General features: G+C 57.7%; 16 protein-coding genes. 12 read left to right on the forward strand and 4 right to left on the reverse strand.

What is annotated here, in order from left to right:
• The 3 genes from IVA82_RS47100 to IVA82_RS47110 form a co-directional block, all read left to right on the forward strand.
• A partial coding sequence (locus tag IVA82_RS47100) for an integrase core domain-containing protein (RefSeq protein ID WP_247493420.1) occupies nucleotides 1-204 on the forward strand: 204 nt, incomplete at its 5' end.
• Between the two features lie 372 nt (nucleotides 205-576).
• Complete coding sequence (gene garD, locus IVA82_RS47105) at nucleotides 577-2,112, forward strand: galactarate dehydratase (protein ID WP_247493979.1); 1,536 nt, start codon at nucleotides 577-579, stop codon at nucleotides 2,110-2,112.
• 395 nt (nucleotides 2,113-2,507) lie between these two features.
• A complete protein-coding gene (locus tag IVA82_RS47110; RefSeq protein WP_247493980.1) occupies nucleotides 2,508-3,842 on the forward strand; it encodes an amidohydrolase family protein in 1,335 nt (444 codons plus the stop codon).
• 324 nt (nucleotides 3,843-4,166) lie between these two features.
• On the opposite strand, the gene IVA82_RS47115 is transcribed toward IVA82_RS47110, so the two are convergent.
• Nucleotides 4,167-4,853, reverse strand: coding sequence for an SDR family oxidoreductase (locus IVA82_RS47115; protein ID WP_247493981.1), 687 nt, complete (start codon nucleotides 4,851-4,853; stop codon nucleotides 4,167-4,169).
• A gap of 95 nt (nucleotides 4,854-4,948) precedes the next feature.
• On the reverse strand, nucleotides 4,949-5,824 hold the full coding sequence (locus IVA82_RS47120) for a CmcJ/NvfI family oxidoreductase (protein ID WP_247493982.1): 876 nt from the start codon (nucleotides 5,822-5,824) through the stop codon (nucleotides 4,949-4,951).
• A 605-nt stretch (nucleotides 5,825-6,429) separates the two neighbouring features.
• Between IVA82_RS47120 and IVA82_RS47125 the strand changes: the two genes are divergently transcribed.
• The 5 genes from IVA82_RS47125 to IVA82_RS47145 all read left to right on the forward strand — a co-directional run bounded on the left by IVA82_RS47125 (nucleotide 6,430) and on the right by IVA82_RS47145 (nucleotide 13,598).
• Complete coding sequence (locus tag IVA82_RS47125; RefSeq protein ID WP_247493983.1) at nucleotides 6,430-7,605, forward strand: Xaa-Pro peptidase family protein; 1,176 nt, start codon at nucleotides 6,430-6,432, stop codon at nucleotides 7,603-7,605.
• A 524-nt stretch (nucleotides 7,606-8,129) separates the two neighbouring features.
• Nucleotides 8,130-9,020 carry a TauD/TfdA family dioxygenase gene (locus tag IVA82_RS47130; protein WP_247493984.1) on the forward strand — a complete coding sequence of 297 codons (891 nt, stop codon included), beginning with the start codon at nucleotides 8,130-8,132 and terminating at the stop codon, nucleotides 9,018-9,020.
• Nucleotides 9,021-9,735: 715 nt separating this feature from the next.
• A complete protein-coding gene (locus IVA82_RS47135) occupies nucleotides 9,736-10,872 on the forward strand; it encodes an ABC transporter substrate-binding protein (RefSeq protein ID WP_247493985.1) in 1,137 nt (378 codons plus the stop codon).
• Nucleotides 10,873-11,414: 542 nt separating this feature from the next.
• Entirely contained in the window at nucleotides 11,415-12,377 is a 963-nt protein-coding gene (locus tag IVA82_RS47140) for a D-2-hydroxyacid dehydrogenase (RefSeq protein WP_247493986.1), read from the forward strand.
• 612 nt (nucleotides 12,378-12,989) lie between these two features.
• Nucleotides 12,990-13,598 carry a hypothetical protein gene (locus IVA82_RS47145; protein ID WP_247493987.1) on the forward strand — a complete coding sequence of 203 codons (609 nt, stop codon included), beginning with the start codon at nucleotides 12,990-12,992 and terminating at the stop codon, nucleotides 13,596-13,598.
• Between the two features lie 474 nt (nucleotides 13,599-14,072).
• Here IVA82_RS47145 and IVA82_RS47150 read toward each other — a convergent pair whose 3' ends face one another.
• The gene (locus IVA82_RS47150) at nucleotides 14,073-15,008 is read right to left on the reverse strand and encodes a LysR family transcriptional regulator (RefSeq protein ID WP_247493988.1); all 936 of its coding nucleotides are present in this window, start codon (nucleotides 15,006-15,008) and stop codon (nucleotides 14,073-14,075) included.
• Between the two features lie 96 nt (nucleotides 15,009-15,104).
• Between IVA82_RS47150 and IVA82_RS47155 the strand changes: the two genes are divergently transcribed.
• The 4 genes from IVA82_RS47155 (at nucleotide 15,105) to IVA82_RS48755 (ending at nucleotide 17,992) form a co-directional block, all read left to right on the forward strand.
• On the forward strand, nucleotides 15,105-16,277 hold the full coding sequence (locus IVA82_RS47155) for a Xaa-Pro peptidase family protein (protein WP_247493989.1): 1,173 nt from the start codon (nucleotides 15,105-15,107) through the stop codon (nucleotides 16,275-16,277).
• Between the two features lie 11 nt (nucleotides 16,278-16,288).
• Nucleotides 16,289-17,050 (forward strand): aspartate/glutamate racemase family protein, encoded by a 762-nt coding sequence (locus tag IVA82_RS47160; protein WP_247493990.1) that lies wholly within the window; start codon nucleotides 16,289-16,291, stop codon nucleotides 17,048-17,050.
• Between the two features lie 74 nt (nucleotides 17,051-17,124).
• Entirely contained in the window at nucleotides 17,125-17,826 is a 702-nt protein-coding gene (locus IVA82_RS47165) for an ABC transporter permease (protein WP_247493991.1), read from the forward strand.
• A gap of 34 nt (nucleotides 17,827-17,860) precedes the next feature.
• A complete protein-coding gene (locus tag IVA82_RS48755; protein ID WP_256469849.1) occupies nucleotides 17,861-17,992 on the forward strand; it encodes a hypothetical protein in 132 nt (43 codons plus the stop codon).
• Nucleotides 17,993-18,074: 82 nt separating this feature from the next.
• Here the strand turns inward: IVA82_RS48755 and IVA82_RS47170 are convergent, their stop codons facing one another.
• On the reverse strand, nucleotides 18,075-18,539 hold the full coding sequence (locus IVA82_RS47170) for a transposase (RefSeq protein WP_247493992.1): 465 nt from the start codon (nucleotides 18,537-18,539) through the stop codon (nucleotides 18,075-18,077).
• Nucleotides 18,540-18,561 lie beyond the last annotated feature (22 nt).

The following is an 18,561-nucleotide window of genomic DNA, read 5'->3' on the forward strand; positions in this document are numbered from 1 at the left end:
GACAACGTCTTCGTCGAGCGGCTATGGCGCAGCGTTAAATACGAGGAGGTCTATCTGCGAGCCTACGAAACCGTCGGCGAGGCGCGACATTCGATCGGCCGGTATCTCGACTTCTACAACGCACGAAGGCCCCATTCGAGCCTTGACGACATGACCCCGGATCAAGCCTACTTCAACCTTCCGCCGCTCCGCGTGGCGGCCTAATCTCGGCAGAGGCTCCACTTATCGACGCGGAAAGTCTGTTCAGACAAGCGGGACCAGCTCTTGGTGGAACACAGGCGGTCGGAATTGATCGAAGTAGGTCGGTCAGATGCCGGATTTCGGCCTAAAGACGCAGCTAATTGCATAAACAATGTCGAGATAATCCCTAAAACAAATCAAGCCTGAGGTCTTTTTCGTGCGCCGACGGTTTGGGTCTGGACCGGGTTGCGCTCTTCCACGCCCATGCAGGCGGCCAGTCTTGGGCGGCTGCAAATGCTGCAGCACCGACGCGGGTGAACGCGGCGCCTCACTCGACAACGTGGTCCCGCTATCAATTCCCCTACGTCCATTTCGATAATAGAGGACTGTCTTCGCATGACACATTCGACTGTCGCGGAACCCCGCTACATCAAGCTTAACGCGCGCGATAATGTCGCGATTGTCGTCAATGATTTCGGCCTACCTGCCGGCTCGCGTTTCGCATGCGGTCTGGAGCTCAAGAGCTTTGTCCCACAGGGGCACAAGACTGCGCTGGTCGATATTGCGGAAGGTGCTCCGATTCTGCGCTATGGCGAGATCATCGGGTATGCCGTCTCGGCGATCCGTGCCGGCGAATGGGTGGATGAGGCTCGAATTCGCATGCCGGAAGCACCCTCGCTCGACAATCTTGAGATCGCAACCTCGCTGCCGCCGGCACTGCCCCCGCTCGAGGGCTACACCTTCGAAGGGTATCGCAATCCGGACGGCTCGGTCGGCACGAAGAATATCCTCGCCATCTCTACCTCCGTGCAATGCGTACGCGGGACGGTCGAATATGCCGTCAAGAGGATTCGCTCCGAGCTCCTTCCCAAATATCCCAATGTCAACGATGTCGTCGCGCTTACCCATGCTTTCGGTTGTGGTGCTGCGTTCAACACGCCGGAGGCGCTCGTGCCAATCCGTACACTGCAGAACCTGGCCCTCAATCCGAATTTTGGCGGCGAAGTCATGGTCGTGGGCCTCGGCTGTGAAAAGCTTGCCCCTGAACGGTTGGTGCCCGAGGGTGCCGAGAACTCGATTGTCCGCATGCAAGACGAAGCCTTTGTCGGATTTCGTGCGATCGTCGATGGCATAATAAAGATGGCCGAGGCGCGGCTTACTGTCCTCAATCAACGTCAGCGCGAGACATGTCCCGCGTCTGAGCTTGTCGTCGGCCTGCAATGCGGCGGCAGCGATGCGTTCTCGGGAGTGACCGCCAATCCCGCCGTTGGCTTTGCCGCAGATCTGCTCGTTCGGGCCGGCGCCACCGTGATGTTCTCCGAAGTCACAGAAGTGCGCGACGCCATCCAGTTCATGACACGGCGTGCCATCAATCGAGACGTCGGCCTCGCGCTTGTGCGCGAGATGGCCTGGTACGACGCATATCTGACCCGCGGCGGTACTGACCGCAGTGCCAATACTACGCCGGGCAACAAAAAAGGCGGGCTTGCTAACATCGTCGAAAAAGCGCTCGGCTCTTACGTCAAATCGGGATCGAGCCCGATTTCCGGCGTGCTCGCGCCTGGCGAGAAGGCAAATACAAAGGGAATGTTGTTTGCGGCGACCCCAGCCGGCGATTTCGTCTGCGGCACGCTACAGCTCGCGGCTGGTATGACAGTCCATGTATTCACGACAGGCCGCGGTACGCCTTACGGCTTGCAAGCCGCGCCGGTCATTAAGGTGGCCACCCGCAGCGAGCTGGCGCGGCGTTGGAAGGATTTGATTGACTTCGACGCCGGACGTATCGCGACCAACGAAATGACGATCGAGGAGGCTGGTTGGGAGCTGTTCCGCATGATCCTCGATGTCGCCAGTGGACGCCTTAAGCCCTGGGCCGATCACTGGGGCATTCACAACGATCTGGCGCTGTTCAATCCCGCGCCGGTGACCTGAGGATGGGTGCTCCATCGGAGGGTGAGCGGGATCTGTCTCGGGCTCTCGCCATCACTCCGGCTGTTTGGAAAGCGGCCGAGGAGCCGGGCCGTAGGCGAGTTTTCCAGTTTGTTGGGCGGAGTAGACATGCACACCGCTCGCGCTAGACGATTGAGGTCCCGACATGTTTGTCAACGCTGACCAGAGCCTGATCGCTTGCTATTGAACAGCAGGAACTAGCTGCGGCGCAAGGCTTCGCTGGGGGGCGCCAGGTCCCTGCCGTTTCGCGGCTGAAAAGCTTCGAACTCTCCAATTTAATGCAGAATTACGGCCCTTCCCGAGCCGATCTTGGCCAGTCTTAGCTAAGAGGGCGAGTAACGTTAGGAATCAGAGAGATCAGCGGGCGAGTAAAAACAATGATGAAGTCCGACCATCAGATTACGGAATCGGTCGAGCAGACGCCGTTCGTCGATACCCACGAACATCTCATCGAAGAAAGCCTGCGCCTGTCCGGTGCGCTCGATCAGTGGCTGCCATGCGATGACTGGGCCTACCTTTTTGGGGAGTACGTTGCGAACGATCTGGCGGTTGCAGGAATGCCAGACGCTGATCTGCGAAAGTTCCACGGCCGGGATCTTTCGAGTGAGACAAAATACAGGCTTGTGGCACCATACTGGGATCGCATCCGCCACTCCGGCTATGCTCTGGCGCTGCGCCATACGCTTCGGGGGCTGTACGGCGTGGACGACTTAACTGCCGAGAGCCTGCCACACATTGCTGAAAAATACCGCGAGACAGTTCAGCCTGGCTTCTACGGCGCCATCCTGCGTCGTGCGAATATCGAGAGCTGCCAAGTTAATTCTGTACAACGCATCTTCATGGAAAGCGAGCAGCCGGTCTTGCTCGCGCAAGATCTCAACATCAGAGATTTCATGCGGTGCAGCCCGGCCGACTTTGCTCGCGTGAAGGCTGAAACAGGCAAACAGCCGACAACCCTCGAGGAATGGCTCGATGTCATCGACTTCTATTTCGCCTCGTATGGCCCTAAAGCCGTGGCGGTGAAATGCGCGATTGCCTATTCGCGCGCGCTCGATTTCGCGCCGGTTGCTAAGGCGCATGCGGCGCGACTGTTTTTGCACCACATCGGTACACGGAGCCATTCGCTGGGTTCGGAGGACCTTAAAGCGCTGCAGGATTTTCTGTTCCGTTACTGCGTCAGTAAGGCCGGCGAGTACGGTCTCCCCGTCAAACTGCACACCGGGTACCTAGCTGGCGGTGGCAAAATGGAGCTCAGCCGCATTCGCGACAACGCTGCAGATCTCTGTCGCCTGTTACAGGACTTTCCCGAGGTCCAGTTCGTTCTGATGCATATCGGCTATCCGTACCAGGAGGAGTTCATTGCGTTGGCTAAACACTATCCGAACGCGGCGATTGATATGTGTTGGGCATGGATTATCAATCCGGCGGCGAGTGTCCGCTTCCTAAAGGAGTTTCTGATGGCCGTTCCGGCCAACAAGATTTTCACCTTCGGTGGAGATCACGTCGCGGTCGAGCCAGTCTATGGCCACGCCGTCATCGCGCGCCAGGGTATCGCGCGGGCGCTTTCGGAGCTGGTCGCCGAAGGCTGGATCGCCTGCGAGGAAACGCCCGACCTCATCGAGCGGATCATGCGCGGGAACGCACTTAGCTTCTTTCCAAACAGGCAGCGAGAGCATGCGGTTGTCCAACCGCAGCTTGCGTCCTCGAGGTGAGGCTCGCTGAGCGGGGACCGGCTGCTCGTGATCCAGCCCCCGAATCTGGCTAGGCCTGCTCGGGTCTCCAACCCGGACCGGCACCACCAAACGGATGGTCGCGCTGCGCGGGAAATCAGACCATCGGCTTTGGTATCAACGATCCAACCGTCGCTCCCGCCCAGCGACTTCCGTGGGCGCGCAAATCGCCGGGGTGCCGTAACGCGCCACAGTTCAAGAGCAGATGCTGGCGATGAAGCGGAGCCTCAGCGCCCTCTGACCGGGGGTGAACCAACGCGAGCCGGCAGGACTGTTTCGCGAAGTGCTGGCGATGATGACGGAGGCTCACCAACGGATCGTCACGCCTCTCCGGTAATCCTGAAAAACGCCACTCGTTGCGGGCGTGAGTTCGGCGATGCGGCTGATCAGGCCGCGAGCGCTCTCCTCGGGCGAGATAAAGCCGTCATCGCCGCCCATCTTTGTCCGCGCCCAACCGGGGTTCAGTATCCCTACGAGGATCCCGTCAGAGGCCCAGTCTCTCGACAGCGCGCGCATGCCGTTGTTGAGAGCCGCCTTGGAAGCCCGATAGGCGTACTTGCCACCGCCGGCGCTGCTGGTGGAGCCCAAGATGCTGGCAATCGCCACCAGCTTCTTCTCAGAGCCGCGCCTCAAGTTATCTCGTAGAGCCTGCGCAATGAGCATCGGAGCTAGAGCGTTGACGCGCATCGTGGTCATCCAGCCCTCTGCCTCGATCTCGTTCACCGAGAGGCCGTTGATTCCCGCATTGTTGATGAGGATATCGATCGGCTTATCGGCGAGCATTCGCTTGAGGGAGGTAATCGAAGATTCGTCGGCCACGTCGAGCTGCATGATCCGCACGCGATCGCCAAACGACGCCGCAAGTTCCTTTAGTGCATCGGCTCGCGCCGGTTCGCGGCAGCAGACGATCACCTCAGCTCCATCAGCTGCATATTGCTGCGCGAGAGCGAGCCCGAGCCCCCGGTTCGCGCCCGTGATCAGTACTGTGGTCATCCAACGAACTCCTCCGCTTCAAGTGGACCGTCGCGTCCTGCAAGCCTTCTTGACCTTGAGCTGCGACCAAGTCCGGCTGAAGCAATTTCGCCTGCTCAGTCGTAGTACACAAAGAAACGAGCCTCGATACTCTCACCAGGGTTTACATCGGGCTCGGCGCGACGATCAACAAACGCTGAGTGAGCCGATCTCGGATTCCAATTGTCCTCGGAATCGTAGCCCTTGGACAGAACGAACTCTCCCTGGGTCATCTTCGGAAAGTAGTACCAGCGTTGAAAGGGATTGTAGTGAAGAAGCCAAGTCTTATGGGACACGCCATCTCTGCCATAGGCCGCTGCGGCAAGATCAGTGTCAAAAACGGAAGCGCCATCGCAGAACGCTGAAGAGGAATCTTGTGGGATCGGCGAGAGAACATGCCAAGCTTGAATCACCAGCAACCGAGAATAGGGCCGAATCTGAACGCCCTGCAGTTGGTTCTCACGCGCTGCAATCATAGGCCCGGCAATGGGCGAGTAGTCAATGTGAGCATATGCAGCTGGATGCCCTATCACTTCACCATGGTCCTTCACTACCTGGGTAGGAAGAACGGAGTGTCCCTCGTCAGAATATATAAAGATCCCGCCGTGCAGTTGCGGCACGACCCAGGACGCATTGAAGTAGTTCTTGATGAAGGGAACCATCTCCTTCAGATAGCTATTCTGGAGAACCTCGAGACCGCCACCGGTTGCACAGGAAATTTTGTGCTGAATTAGAGTGAACCCCTCACGATCGAGAGATAGTTCATTCGCAATCGGACGCCCATTGCGGATTGCGACGTCATACGTGAGCATTGGCTGGTCGAGGCCGGGCGTAACAGCTTCAGGACCAGTTTCCTCCGACGTGCGCCTGGCAAACCCGATTTGACCCCGCACCGAGTCTAAGTGATCACGGTTGACTTGCGTATTCGATGAAGCTCGCACCGTATTCCCCATGGCTGCTTCTCTCCCGATCCAACAGTCACTTCTTCGTTGATCGAATACATAGAAGATAGCTGGTGCATAATTGCTGCGAAAGATCCCTTAAGGCCGCGGAAATTCGGTGGCCTTCCCGGTGGCTGATGTTGGTTTTTGCCGCGAGCCACGAGTTATGCTGACGCCTGACTATTTTGCTGGTTGCTGCGGTGCGCAATGACACAATCCGGCTCGCAAGCGTGAAGTAGGCCGCTCCGCCCCGGCAGGGGAAGAGCAGCCCCGCCGAGATCGAGCCTCAGGCTTAGGGAGGTAACGAGCTGCGTTAAGCGTAACCAGAGAACACTCGGGCCGCTACGTAAGTGAAGCGGCTCAGCTTCGCAAAGACAAGCATCCGCAGGCCGACAGAGTAGGAGAGAAAGGCGAAACCAGTCGCCATTGAAAGCGTGGTGGACGAGGGCTGCAGGGGGTCAGCGTGCACGCTCCGCTCAGAGAACGAAATACAAAGGCTCGGCTATGTTCTCGGCGCGCAACCGAAGCACGTCGAGCATAGCGGATAAAAGAATAAATCCTGCTATTTCCGGAAAGACAGTGCGGATTAGCCGATTAACACCCGGAGGTTCATCAATATGAAGAAGGAATTGCATTTCGAGCGGGCCGAGTTTGCGGCGCGCCTAGCGGCTGCAAAAAAAGAGATGGCCAAGCGGGGCATCGATATCCTTTTCCTCTCGGAGCCTCCAAACCAAAACTATCTGACCGGCTACAACGCCTTCTCATTCTACACTCCTCAAATGGTGATAGTCGCGCTCAATCACGACGAACCCATATGGGTTGGGAGGTTCATGGACCGTGTGTCGGCGTTAATGACCACTTATCTCGCAGACGATAACATCAGAGCCTACCCTGATCGCTATGTACAATCGACCCTATCGCCATACGACTTCATGGCCGGCCTAGCAAAGGAACTGGGGGGTGAAAAAGCGAGGATTGGTGTAGAAATGGGAGGCTATTACTATTCCGCGCGTGCACATGCTGATCTTGTTCGAGCGCTACCGCTCGCTAACTTTGTAGATGCGGACTTGCTGGTTAACTGGATCCGGATTGTAAAGAGCCCGGCTGAAATTGCTCTCATGCGCCAAGCCGGCTGCATCGCCGACGCGATGATGCGGAGGGCAATAGATGTAATAGGGCCGGGCGTGCGTGAATGCGATGTTGCGGCTGCCGCCTACCACCAAATGATTTCGGGCACGCCCGATTTTGGAGGGTCCTATAGCTGCTCGCCCCCAAACATTTGCATTGGTGAACGCGCAATCGCGCCACATGCTCATTGGACTGACGAGCCGCTCGCTTCGTCAACGGTGCTCAATCTCGAGCTTTCCGGAGTGCGGCATCGCTACCAGGTCCCTCTCAGCCGCACGGTCTCGCTCGGAAAGCCTGCTCGCAGCTATCAAGAACTCGCGGAGATCGCTGTCGAGGCTTTGAATGCCGGTCTCGAGAGTGTACGACCTGGTCGCACATGCTCCGAGGTCGAGGCGGGCTTTAGCCAGACTCTCGCGCGGCACGGCCTTAAGAAGGAAGCCAGGCTCGGCTATTCGATTGGAGTGGGATTTCCGCCTGCGGTCGGAGAGCGAACTGCCAGTCTGCGCAAGGGAGATGAAACTGTCCTCCGACCTGGCATGGTCTTTCATATGATGCCGGGCCTATGGCTCGATGATGTCGGGATCACCATCACCCAATCTTTCGCTGTTACAGACGCCGGGCACGAGCCCTTGACGTCGACGCCGCGAACGCTGTTCGTGAAATAGTCAAGGGTGAGCCGGCAAATGCTTGCTCGACCCGGCGGCAGTCCGAACGCTAGTCCTCGATTTTGCGCACCTGCGGTGCCAGTTCGTCCTTTGCGAGACGCCGCATAGAGATGAACGAGTCGTTTTATGGGGTTACTCTTTAGCTATCGGCCTATGATTTTGAGCCGACCGTTGGTGAGCCGATATAGCACACCAGCCACAAAGCTGGTCGATCGAACAGGCCAACCGATTCCGGGCGGGAAGTCGCTTAGAACGACAGCCATTGGACTTGCCAAATCTGCGTCTGGCTCAAGCGGTCTCCACTGTTCAGAGGAGGGCCGCGGTCACTCCGGACAAGTACTCATCCCATTGAGTCCAGCAAAGTGAGACGTTGAGGGCCGGCAAAAATGGCGCGAAGACGCAGGATTTCAGCAAGGAGGCAGCGAAGTTGCATCAAATCGATGTTGAGGGAGAGCTAGGGTTGAAAAAACAAGAATAGCCTTCCCGACGAATTTTTGGACCCGCTAATACGAGGAGATCCAGGGATGACGCGCTTGGTGGTCGAGGAGCTTGTTCCGGACTTCGTCGGAGAAATTGGGGATTTCCCATTCCGCGCAATCGACGATCAAGTGGTGAGGGAATTGCGTGCCGCATGGACGAAATACCCGGTGCTGCGCTTCCGCAATGTGCCGATCGGTGATGCCGAGCAGGTTGCTTTCACCAAAGCACTAGGTCCTGTGTCCTATCCGATAAAGCAGACGAAAGGCAAACACGAGCGTTTTCCAGAAATCCTTGTTATCAGCAACAAGGGTGCCGGGGATCTTGGAGACGGTGAGGTAACTTGGCATACCGATATGTGGTACGTGGAGCGACCGCCGTCTGCAGCCATCCTGCGCGCAGTAGAGTTGCCGGCGGCGGGAGGCAATACATATTTCTCCAACATGTACACAGCATTCGCTAGCCTCCCTGATTCGATGAAGGCGCGATTGCGTGGGCTGAACATCCACCATCAATCCGTGCTGGATACCTACCACGAGGTTCGTCTCGGCAAAAGTCGCCCATCCTCATCAGACTTCGAGACTTGGCAGGGCGTTGATCACCCGATTGTTCGGCGGCATACAGATTCGGGAAAGCCCTGCCTCTACCTTGGTAGCGGTCGTGCCTATCAATCAATTCCTGGGATGAAGCAGCAGGAGGCTAAAGAGTTGCTGGACGAACTGTGGCAACACGCCACGGATCGTAGCGATATCTGGTGCCAAGAGTGGAGGCCAGGTGACATGCTTCTGTGGGATAATCGGTGCCTCATGCATCGCCGCGATGCGTTCGATCCAAACTCCATTCGCCTTATGCATCGCACAACCGTCGATGGCGAGCGCCCCGCGGCGGCATTCTGCGCCAGGTCACTGAGAACGGCTTTGAACCAGCTCACGAGTTGAGGACGAGCAATCAGAGCGCTGAACACAAGACGATGTAGCACCTGGAACGCTAGCTAGAGCCTTTGCACTCGGAGGGGATGGCGCGCGCGAGCGCGCAGAGAAACGGCCCGTCATACCGACAGCTTCAGACGATTGATAGTTGTCCGTCTGACATGATCTCGCGCAGCAACTCCTGACGGCAATCGGCTTGCATGTGTTTAATGCCGTGCCGTTGACTGCATTTCGCGACGCAAGAAGCGTGGTGGCTAGGCCCTCGGGGCCGTTGGAAACGGGGAAGGCACTCGTAAATGACACGTATTCGGCGCCCAGCGTCTTACATGCCAGCGCAGAGTGCGTATTCAATGTCACCTTGCAAATCTCTCGGAACGCCGATTCCCGTTGAAGCCCAATTCCGACTCTATCGGGAACGACTGATTGATGATGGCGGTCATCGCTGTTGCGACCCGATATCGAGGTCGTCAGCGCGTGTTGTTCGTCAGCTATGGTGGCAATTCCACGGCGGCCACGAACGGATCAGCGCGCTTGGCCCAGAACTGCGCGCGCATTTTTGTCCCTACAATTCGGCTCTGAATGAGGCGGCTTTGTTTCGCGCTGCCTTTGGGGGCGGTTTCAAGACATTCTTCGACCAACAAAAGAGGACGGCTTTTCGCTAGAGGTAAAGCCCGCTCGCTTGCTGCGATCGGTTTGGAAGGAAACAACGAAAGGTAGGTTTGCCATGACCGACTCGATAAATGGTGGACGTCAACAGTCCGGCTTGAGTCGCCGCGCCCTCCTGGGTGCTGCCGCCGCAATGACCATCCCCGCGATTGCGCGGACGACCACCGCCTTTGCACAGGAAAAGCTCGGAGGCAGCGGCGAAGTCGTAGTTTATAGCTTTGGTGGCTCTTTCACTGAAGGCGTTCGGCGATATGTTTACGAGCCGTTCACGAGGGCGACAGGAATAAAAGTCGTAGACGTTGTGGCCGATTTTGCTGAACCCCAGGTCAACGCGATGCACAAGACCGGCCGCGTCGACTGGGACATCGCCTATCTGGTGGCGCAGAACTATCCAGCAATGCACGAAGCCGGGATGTTCGTGCCGATTGACTACAGTCTCTGGGATGAAAAGTCGCTCGTGGGCACGCCGCAACACACTCGTCTCATAGACGCAGTCGCGATATACGGGGTCGGAATGGTGATGGCTTATGACCAGCGCGCTTTTCCCGATGGCGGTCCGCAAAACTGGGCGGATTTTTGGAACGTCAAAAAATTTCCGGGACCTCGGGGCCTCTTCGCCCCCGAGGCTACGCGTAATATGGTGTCTGCACTCCTCGCCGCCGGTGTCGCAAAGAAGGATATCTGGCCGCTCACTGATGACAAGCTAGATCGCGCATTCGAAAAGCTCAACGAGATCAAGCCGCATATTACCAAGTGGTGGACGGCCGGCGGAGAAGCGCCTCAACTCCTCATCAACCGAGAGTACGCTATAACCACCGCGTACGACGGCCGTGCCATCGCCGCGATCCGCCAGGGCGCACCGATAACGATTGTCTGGGACGGCGCCTACCTCAGATACAACTACGGGGTAATTTTGAAGGGGGGGCCCAACACAGCGAATGCGCAAAAGCTGATCGCCTTCTTGAACGGGGCGCAGATTGCGGCCGGGTGGACGCTGGGCACCGGCTATCCTGGGCCAAACACAAATCAACTCACCTACCTGCCAGCCGACTTGATCGCGCTGCTGAACATCAATCCCGAGAATGCTTCGAAGTGTATCACCGAGAATCTCGCCTGGCTTACGGCGAAACGCCCGGACGGCAAGACCAATGTAGATTACCTGCAGGAGCGTTGGCTGGCCTGGAGGGCAAATTGATTTCAGTGACAGCGATATCGCGTTGCTGCGTGTGCATCATTTATCGTCGGTTAGCCCGTTCCGCGCGCGTGGCTGCTGCTGCCCGCAAGCATCTTTCTCGCGGTACTCTTTGTCGGACCGCTCGCGGGTCTTCTCATGCCTTTTGGTACGTTCTGGCATGGATCTGACGATGGCGAGTTTTGTTGGTGAGGTGAATCTCATACCTGCCAAGCTCGGATCTGTTTACGGTCCAACAGGCGGTTGGCTGCGGCGCGGTGGCGTGATGCGGACAGAGATGAAGCTCCTTGTTTGCGGTCTGACACGAGAGCCGTCGGAACATCGGGTGGTATTCAGAAGCGCATCCTCTGCCCCCGAAGCAACTCAGGGTTACAGCTCCCGTCGAAGCTGCTGAACATATCGGCGGAACCAATGCCCGACATAGGCGACGTCTGTATCGCCTCGCCGTCTGCAGACGATGCAAGCGTTCTGATCGAGTAGTGTGCCGGCATAGCTTACATGCATCGTTGAATTCTGCTGCTACTTTGAACATGAAAGACGTAAGCATGACCAGTCAAGGCCCTGCGCTTACCATCGTCCTCAACCATTCTGCCGCCGAGTCCTACGCGCGGCTTATAGGAGAGCGGTTCCCACAGGTTCGCGCGATCGTGGCGCCGGACTCCGCCCGGCTCGAACGGTACATAGGGGAGGCAGACGCGCTGCTCGCATTTCGCTTTCCCGTCGAGGTGTTCAATCAGGCGAAAAAACTGCGCTGGTTCCAGTGCACCGGCGCCGGTGTCGATTCGATTTTCCCGCTCCGCGAGAGGGTGGGTCATATCACCGTGACCAATGCGCGCGGCATCCACGGCGACATCATCGCAGATTACGTGATGGCCGGAGCGACGATGCTGCATTGGGATTTCCGAAGATTTTTGCGCGAGCAGGCGGAGCGGAAATGGAATCCGCGCTATGTCGCGCCGTTGGCCGAGAGGACGCTCGGCGTTGTCGGGCTAGGCTCGATCGGGACGACGATCGCCCGGCGCGCGAAAAGCGCGGCGATGACGGTCGTCGGTTCGAAGCGAGATATTTCCGTTCCTGTCAATGGTGTCGATCAGCTGTTCGCTTCCGACGCCCTTCAGGATTTGCTGCCTCTCTGTGATTTCGTAGTCGTAGCCGTGCCCGGAACAGCGGAGACAGTGGGCCTCATCGGCGCGGCCGAGATTGGACGCATGCGGCGCGAGGCCTTTCTGATCAACATCGCCCGGGGCAACGTCGTTGTCGAGGCTGAACTGATCAAGGCGCTGCGCGCTGGAGCGATCGCCGGTGCGATGCTAGACGTGTTCGAGCGAGAACCGCTGCCACAAGACAGCCCACTGTGGGACTTGCCGAACGTCATCGCGACACCGCATATGGCCGGAAGTGCGGCAAACTATACTGAGAGGGTATTCTCTATCTTGGCAGAGAACATCGAGAGATTCCTGAAAGGCGAAGCGCTGAAGAATATAGTGGATCTGCGCCGCGGCTACTGACCGGGGACCTGCATAGGGGGCTCAACGAGCGGCTAGGGAACGGCTCCTCCAGACTCTCACTATCCTCCTTGCCGACGCACTTTCAAATCCACGATGATGGCCTCGATCCGGACTTGGCTGGTTGCATCCGAGGCCGGTCCAACAGTCGCGTCGAGCTCTCAGGTAAGGCGAAAGTGCAAACGTAGCCGCTTTTAAGAACCGATGGGAGATTCCTGAAAGCTTGGCCTTGGAGAATGATTTGTGCGCCGCCAAGATGAGCCAATTGATGCGTTGCAAAGGAAGCTGCTGGCGCGCTACACGTAGGGCCGCCGGCGTCCTGCGCGTACATACCGATAAGAGCTCAGCCGCGCCCGGCCAATCGCATTCGAGGTCCCTTGCTCCCGTCGATCTAAAGGTGGGCGATATTGATCGCGCTCTGCCGTTCGGACGCAGAATTTCCGCTACGTTCGATCGAAATCGGCGACGGCCTACTCGGGAAGCTCGATAGTATCTGCCTCGACCATTACGTCGCGAAGCCGCTGTGCCACGATGACGCAATCCCCACCCTCTCTTGGAATCTTGCATCTTGAACCCCCAGAGGCCTCGCTAAGGCCGCAAGGACCCGGCTGGATTTTGAATCCTGCGACCTTTAATTTTCCTGTCATCTCGGAAATCGTGGCGGGAGCTTGGGTGGAGAACACCGTCCGCGGCGATCCGACCCTCGAGCCAGCGGCTATCGCAGCTGCCCGGCGACTCGTCGAGAGAGGGGCTGTCGCGATAAGCTCCAGCTGCGGTTTTTTTATTCGCCATCAACCAGCCGTGGCCGCTGCGGTGAAAGTGCCCGTAGCGCTATCGAGCCTGATCTTATTGCCGGCATTGCTCCGCCAGCTTCCTCCAGCTGCCAAGATCGCGCTCCTGACCTACGATTCGATCTGTTGCAATAACGATCTGCTGGGGGTTAGTCCGTCTGAGCGGGCAAGGATCGTAATTGCCGGCGTTGAGGGCGGCGAGTTTTGGCATAATGCGCTCAAGCGTCCGCCGCGGCCCACCGAACTCGACGTAGTCGAGAAGGATGTCACTGCCAGTCTTGCACGAATCCGTTCCGCCCATCCGGATATCGCGGCCATCCTGCTCGAGTGCGCGAGGTTTCCGTTGGTCGCGCCGGCAATCCGCCGTGCCGCGAAACTGCCTGTCTACGACATCACCCATCTCTGCCGAATGATGTTGACCTCGATCACCTGAATGCCGCCGAGACCAACTTTGCCCGACGCGTAAGCCAGCAGTGACCGCCTTCATTGCGCGATAACGAGATCGCGCATCCGCGGTGAGTTTTCAACTCTGGGGTTCAGTCTTGCCGCCGTTGACGATTGTGCAGTCTTCCAGATGATAGCGAATGGAGCCACAGTGCGGTAGATCGAGTGCATCGCTGTCGCCGCGCGGCTAGCGGCATCGGCACGATCGCGATCTCGCTCGCGCATGTCTTTGGAGCGCGGGTATTCACCACGGTCGGCAGGCAGAGAAGTGCAAGGCGTGTGCCGCGCTGGGCGCCGAACGCACTATCAAGTACCGTAGTCGGATTTCGTCGAGGTAGTGAGGCAAACACTAGGCGGCGCCGATGTAGTGATCGACATGGTGCGCGGGCCTTATGCCGAGCGCAGTTTACTGTGAACCTCCATCTGATCTGAAACATTTCAGTTGGGCAGAGATCGTGCACGCCTAGGTGCTATTGACCATTCCCCTCACAAAATTAGTGGAGGCCGCCGCCTTGATCATTTCGTGCCTCAGTTCCTCGGCGAATAGCTCGGCGAGACGTGAGGGAGGTCGAAACGTAGAACTTAAGAGCGAAATACGTTGAGGTACCAGCGGTCGAAACCTAACGATCGCGCACCGATCGTCACGGACGACCCAACTGGGCCAGGGATCAATCAGAGCGATACAGCGCCCAGAACTAGCTGCCGCAAACGCGACTATCGAGCTATTTGCCTCCATCACCACACGCATCTTGGCGCCCGCCGCTTCGAAACATTCGCGAAGCAGGTGACTAGCCGGTGCGCCGACATCCAGACAAATTAGAGGGTGGTCCTGCAGATCACGCGGAGTGACAAAATCATACTTCTCAAAGGCATGGCCACGATGAACTGCTGCAACGATCTCGCTCTCGCCGATCATCTCAGCATGCAAGTCGCGGTCCGCTACGGGTCCGTGCAATAGTCCCAGATCGACCTGATGATGGGTCGTTGCCTTGATAACCTCAGCACGAGATCCTGTGATAACCTTCAGGTTCACATGCGGTGCTTTTCGTTGCAAAGCATCGGCTGCCTGAACGACGATAGAAGCAGCCAAAGTGGGAATCACGCCGATAGATAGTCGCCCGGCTTCACCCGAACGGAAGTCATCGACCCGGTCTTCGAAAACCTTTACGTGTGTGAAAAGGCGCGTGGTCTCCTCGTAAAGTCGGACTGCATCTTCTGTCGGAACGAGCCGGCGCCGCTCGCGCCCGAATAGGACCAAACCGACATCCTGCTCCAGCTCGACCAGTGCTTTGCTGATTGCAGGCTGCGTGACGGCGAGCTTCATCGCGGCAGCCGTCACGCTGCGTGTCTCGAACACGACCCGAAATACATCAAGCAGTCTTAAGTTGAGCCGTCTCATGACGCTTTGGTTATTAACTCAGCAGGAGAATTCATTAGACACAATGCTTCTCTGCGGCAACCCTCAGAGAAGTTCAACGAGCCTTACAGGCCTACAATGCTATTGTTTGACAAACCGGAATACCTGGCGCGTGTCGCTCGGGTAAAAAAATCGATGGCGCAGCGCGGCATTGATCTTCTCCTCGTCGCTTCGCCAGCAAACCAATTCTGGCTCACCGGTTACGATGGCTGGTCTTTTTATACACCCCAGATAGTCGCGGTCAGCCAGCAGCACGACGAGCCGATCTGGATCGGCAGGAAAATGGATTCCGTTGGAGCGAAGTTTACCGCGTTCCTCGCAGAGACGAATGTCGTACCCTATCCGGATGAATACGTCGGCTCCTCCGACCTTCACCCGATGCAGTTTGTAGCCGAGGAACTTCAGCGCCGAAAATGGGATCGCGGCGCGATCGGGGTCGAGACCGACGATTACTACTACACGGCCAAGTGGGATTCTACTCTCAAGAAGCATCTTCCGAACGGCAAGTTCGTCGATGCCTTCCTGCTCGTTAATGGCTGCCGGATGGTGAAGTCGGAACGCGAGCTCGAGTTCATGCGCCAAGCCGGCCGCATCGCTGCTGCAGCCCATCAAGCCGCATTCGACGCGGCGGCGCCCGGTGTTCGCCAGTGCGACGTTATGGCCGAAGTCTATCGAGTCACGACGGCAGGATTGCCCGACTTCGGCGGAACTTTTCCATGCAAGCCACCCAACGCCATGGTGGGCGAGTATTGCTCGGCGCCGCACCTCTCATGGACCGACGCGCCCCTCATCAAGAACGATCTCTTCTATATCGAACTGGGTGGAGTCAGGCATCGTTATCATTCACCTCTTTCGCGGTGCATCTACCTTGGGAAGCCGACCGAGCGAATGGAGTTCGTCGCCAACGTGATAGCCGAAGGACTGAACGCGGTGCTTGAGAAAGTACGCCCCGGTGTGGTGTGTGAAGAACTCGCCGCATCGTGGAGGGCGGTGATTTCGCGATACGGAATCGAGAAGGACAGCCGAATCGGTTACCCGGTCGGTATCGGTTATCCGCCGACCTGGGGCGAACTCACCGCGAGCCTTCGGGCCGGCGACCGGACTGAGCTGGAGCCGAACATGACCTTTCATTGCATTCCGGCGATCTGGATGGAGCAATATGGCTTGGTGATCTCCGAGACGTTTGCTGTGACCGAGCGTGGCGCCGAGTGTTTCGCTAGCTTTCCACGTGTTCTCCTGTCCAAGGGCTAAGAGGTGCGACCGTGAAACGGGGCTTGCTCAAGGGAGGGCACAACATCTACGGTCATCGGGTCGGCATCTTGATGATCGAAGGTCGCTTCCCGCGGCCGCCCGGCGCGATTGGGAATGCCACGTCCTTCTCGTTCCCTGTGATGCACTATGTTGTCAAAGGATTTTCGGGAAGCCGAACCGTACGAGATCTAGCCGCGCTCGATCCGGATAGCCGCGAATTCCGAAAGGAGATCGAGCCTTGGCTCGCCGGCGCTCGCTACCTCGAGGATCAGGGCTGTCAGGCCATTACCACGTCTTGCGGCTTTGCCGCGCTCTTTCAGCGGCACTTGCTCGACGTCGTCAACGTCCCCGTCTTCGCCTCATCGCTGATGTTGGTCCCGTTCATTGCTGCCACCCTGAAGAAGGATCGCCGCGTCGGTGTGATTACCGCCGAAGCACTCAGTCTGTCCTTACGTCATCTTCGAGCTGCAGCAATCGACCCTGCCAGGATTCATGTTGTGGGCATGGAGGGCTGCACGGAATTCGTCGCAACGGCCTGGGGGGATCGGGAAACACTGGATTTTGCCGCAGCCGAGAGTGAGGCCGTAGCGGCAGCCAAGCGACTGGTCGACGAAGCTCCCGATATAGGAGCTGTCCTCCTGGAATGCTCGTTGCTGCCCCCCTACGCGGCTGGGATCCAGGCAGAAATCCATCTGCCCGTATTCGATTTCACGCATTTGGTGTCTCTTGTGCATTACGCATGTGCACGGGCGCCGTTTTCGGGGCTCCTATGATGCTCAACCGAATCATATCGTGCCTATACCCCATCGGTACGCTCATCGCCTTAGTCGTAATCTGGTACAGCGCGGTGAAGATTTTCCGGGTGCCACCCTACCTACTTCCCCTCCCGGGTGACGTGATCCGGCGCATCGGCGAAGATTTCTCGTTTTTGCTTCATCATAGCTCGATCACGATCTACATCACGTTGGGAGGATTTCTGTTATCGATCATAATCGGTGTACCGCTCGCAATCGTTCTGGTCGCATCACGTATCCTGGAACGCGCGGTGATGCCGTGGCTGGTCCTGAGCCAGACCTTTCCGAAAGTCGCTTTGGCGCCGCTCATCGTCGTATGGTTCGGGCTAGGACTCGGCCCGAAGCTTGTCATTGCCTTTCTGGTGGCCTTCTTTCCAGTCTTAATCTCAACCATCGTTGGCCTGCGGAGCATCGAGCACGAGATGATTGAACTCGCACGATCTGTTCGCGCCAATACTCTACAGGCGTTCTGGCACTTTCGGCTTCCCATGGCTCTGCCGAACATCTTCGCCGGCATGAAGGTGTCGATCGCGTTTTCCGTGGTTGGTGCGGTTATTGCCGAATGGGTCGGTGCAAATGCAGGCCTTGGTTATCTGTTACTTCAAGCAAACGCCAACTTAGATACGAGTCTATTGTTCAGCGTGCTTATCATGCTGCTGACCATTGGGGTGGTGCTGTACTACGCCGTCGAATTTATCGAGCGGCTGGTCATACCCTGGCACAGCACGATACGTCTGCAGAACATGACGGCGTGATCTTCATGAACGCGATCGACGAGGAGTGGAGGCTATGAAGAAGATCTCGAAGCGGACTATCGTATTTGGAGCGGGAGCATTAGCCCTGTCGGCCCCATTCGTGGGGCAAGCGAAGGCGTCGACGCCGATCAGCTTTAGCAGTCTGCTGAAAAACCCAAAAAATTGATCGTTTGTTCTGTCGCGGGTCCCATTGTTGGGATGATTCGTTCGAGAGTTGAAGCGCTTTGGTGGTCTGGACGCCGGGTTGGCTACGCTGCAACCAGTTTGGGGATGCGGATCAGGTTATAGGCGATCAGATTGAGCATGAAGTCGGCGGCGACGCGACCGATGCCACGATGTTTGGTCTTGCGCATGGTGCCGTGCTGCTTGCCCCAACCGAAGATGCACTCGGTCATCGCCCGGCGCGATTGCGACATGCCATAACCTTGGTGCCGCGTGGTTCGTTCGTCGATGGCGCTCTTGCGGGTTTTGCCGGTTTTGGTGACGGCATTGTTTTGTGTCACATGCGGTGTCACGTTGAGGGCGCGAAGATTGGCGACATGATCGGCCGTATCGTACGCTTTGTCCTCACCGGCGGTGATGCGGCGGCCGGCAGCTTTGCTTTTGGCCTTCAGCATGATCTCCGAGGCTCGGCGCTCGGCGGTGCCATTGGCATGCGTGACCATGCCGGCCACCGCCAAGCCATGCCGGTTCTCCATGGTGGCGTGGCCCATATAGCAAAGCTTTGCCTCCCGC

The organism is Bradyrhizobium sp. 142 (assembly GCF_023074015.1).
Classification (GTDB): Bacteria; Pseudomonadota; Alphaproteobacteria; order Rhizobiales; family Xanthobacteraceae; genus Bradyrhizobium.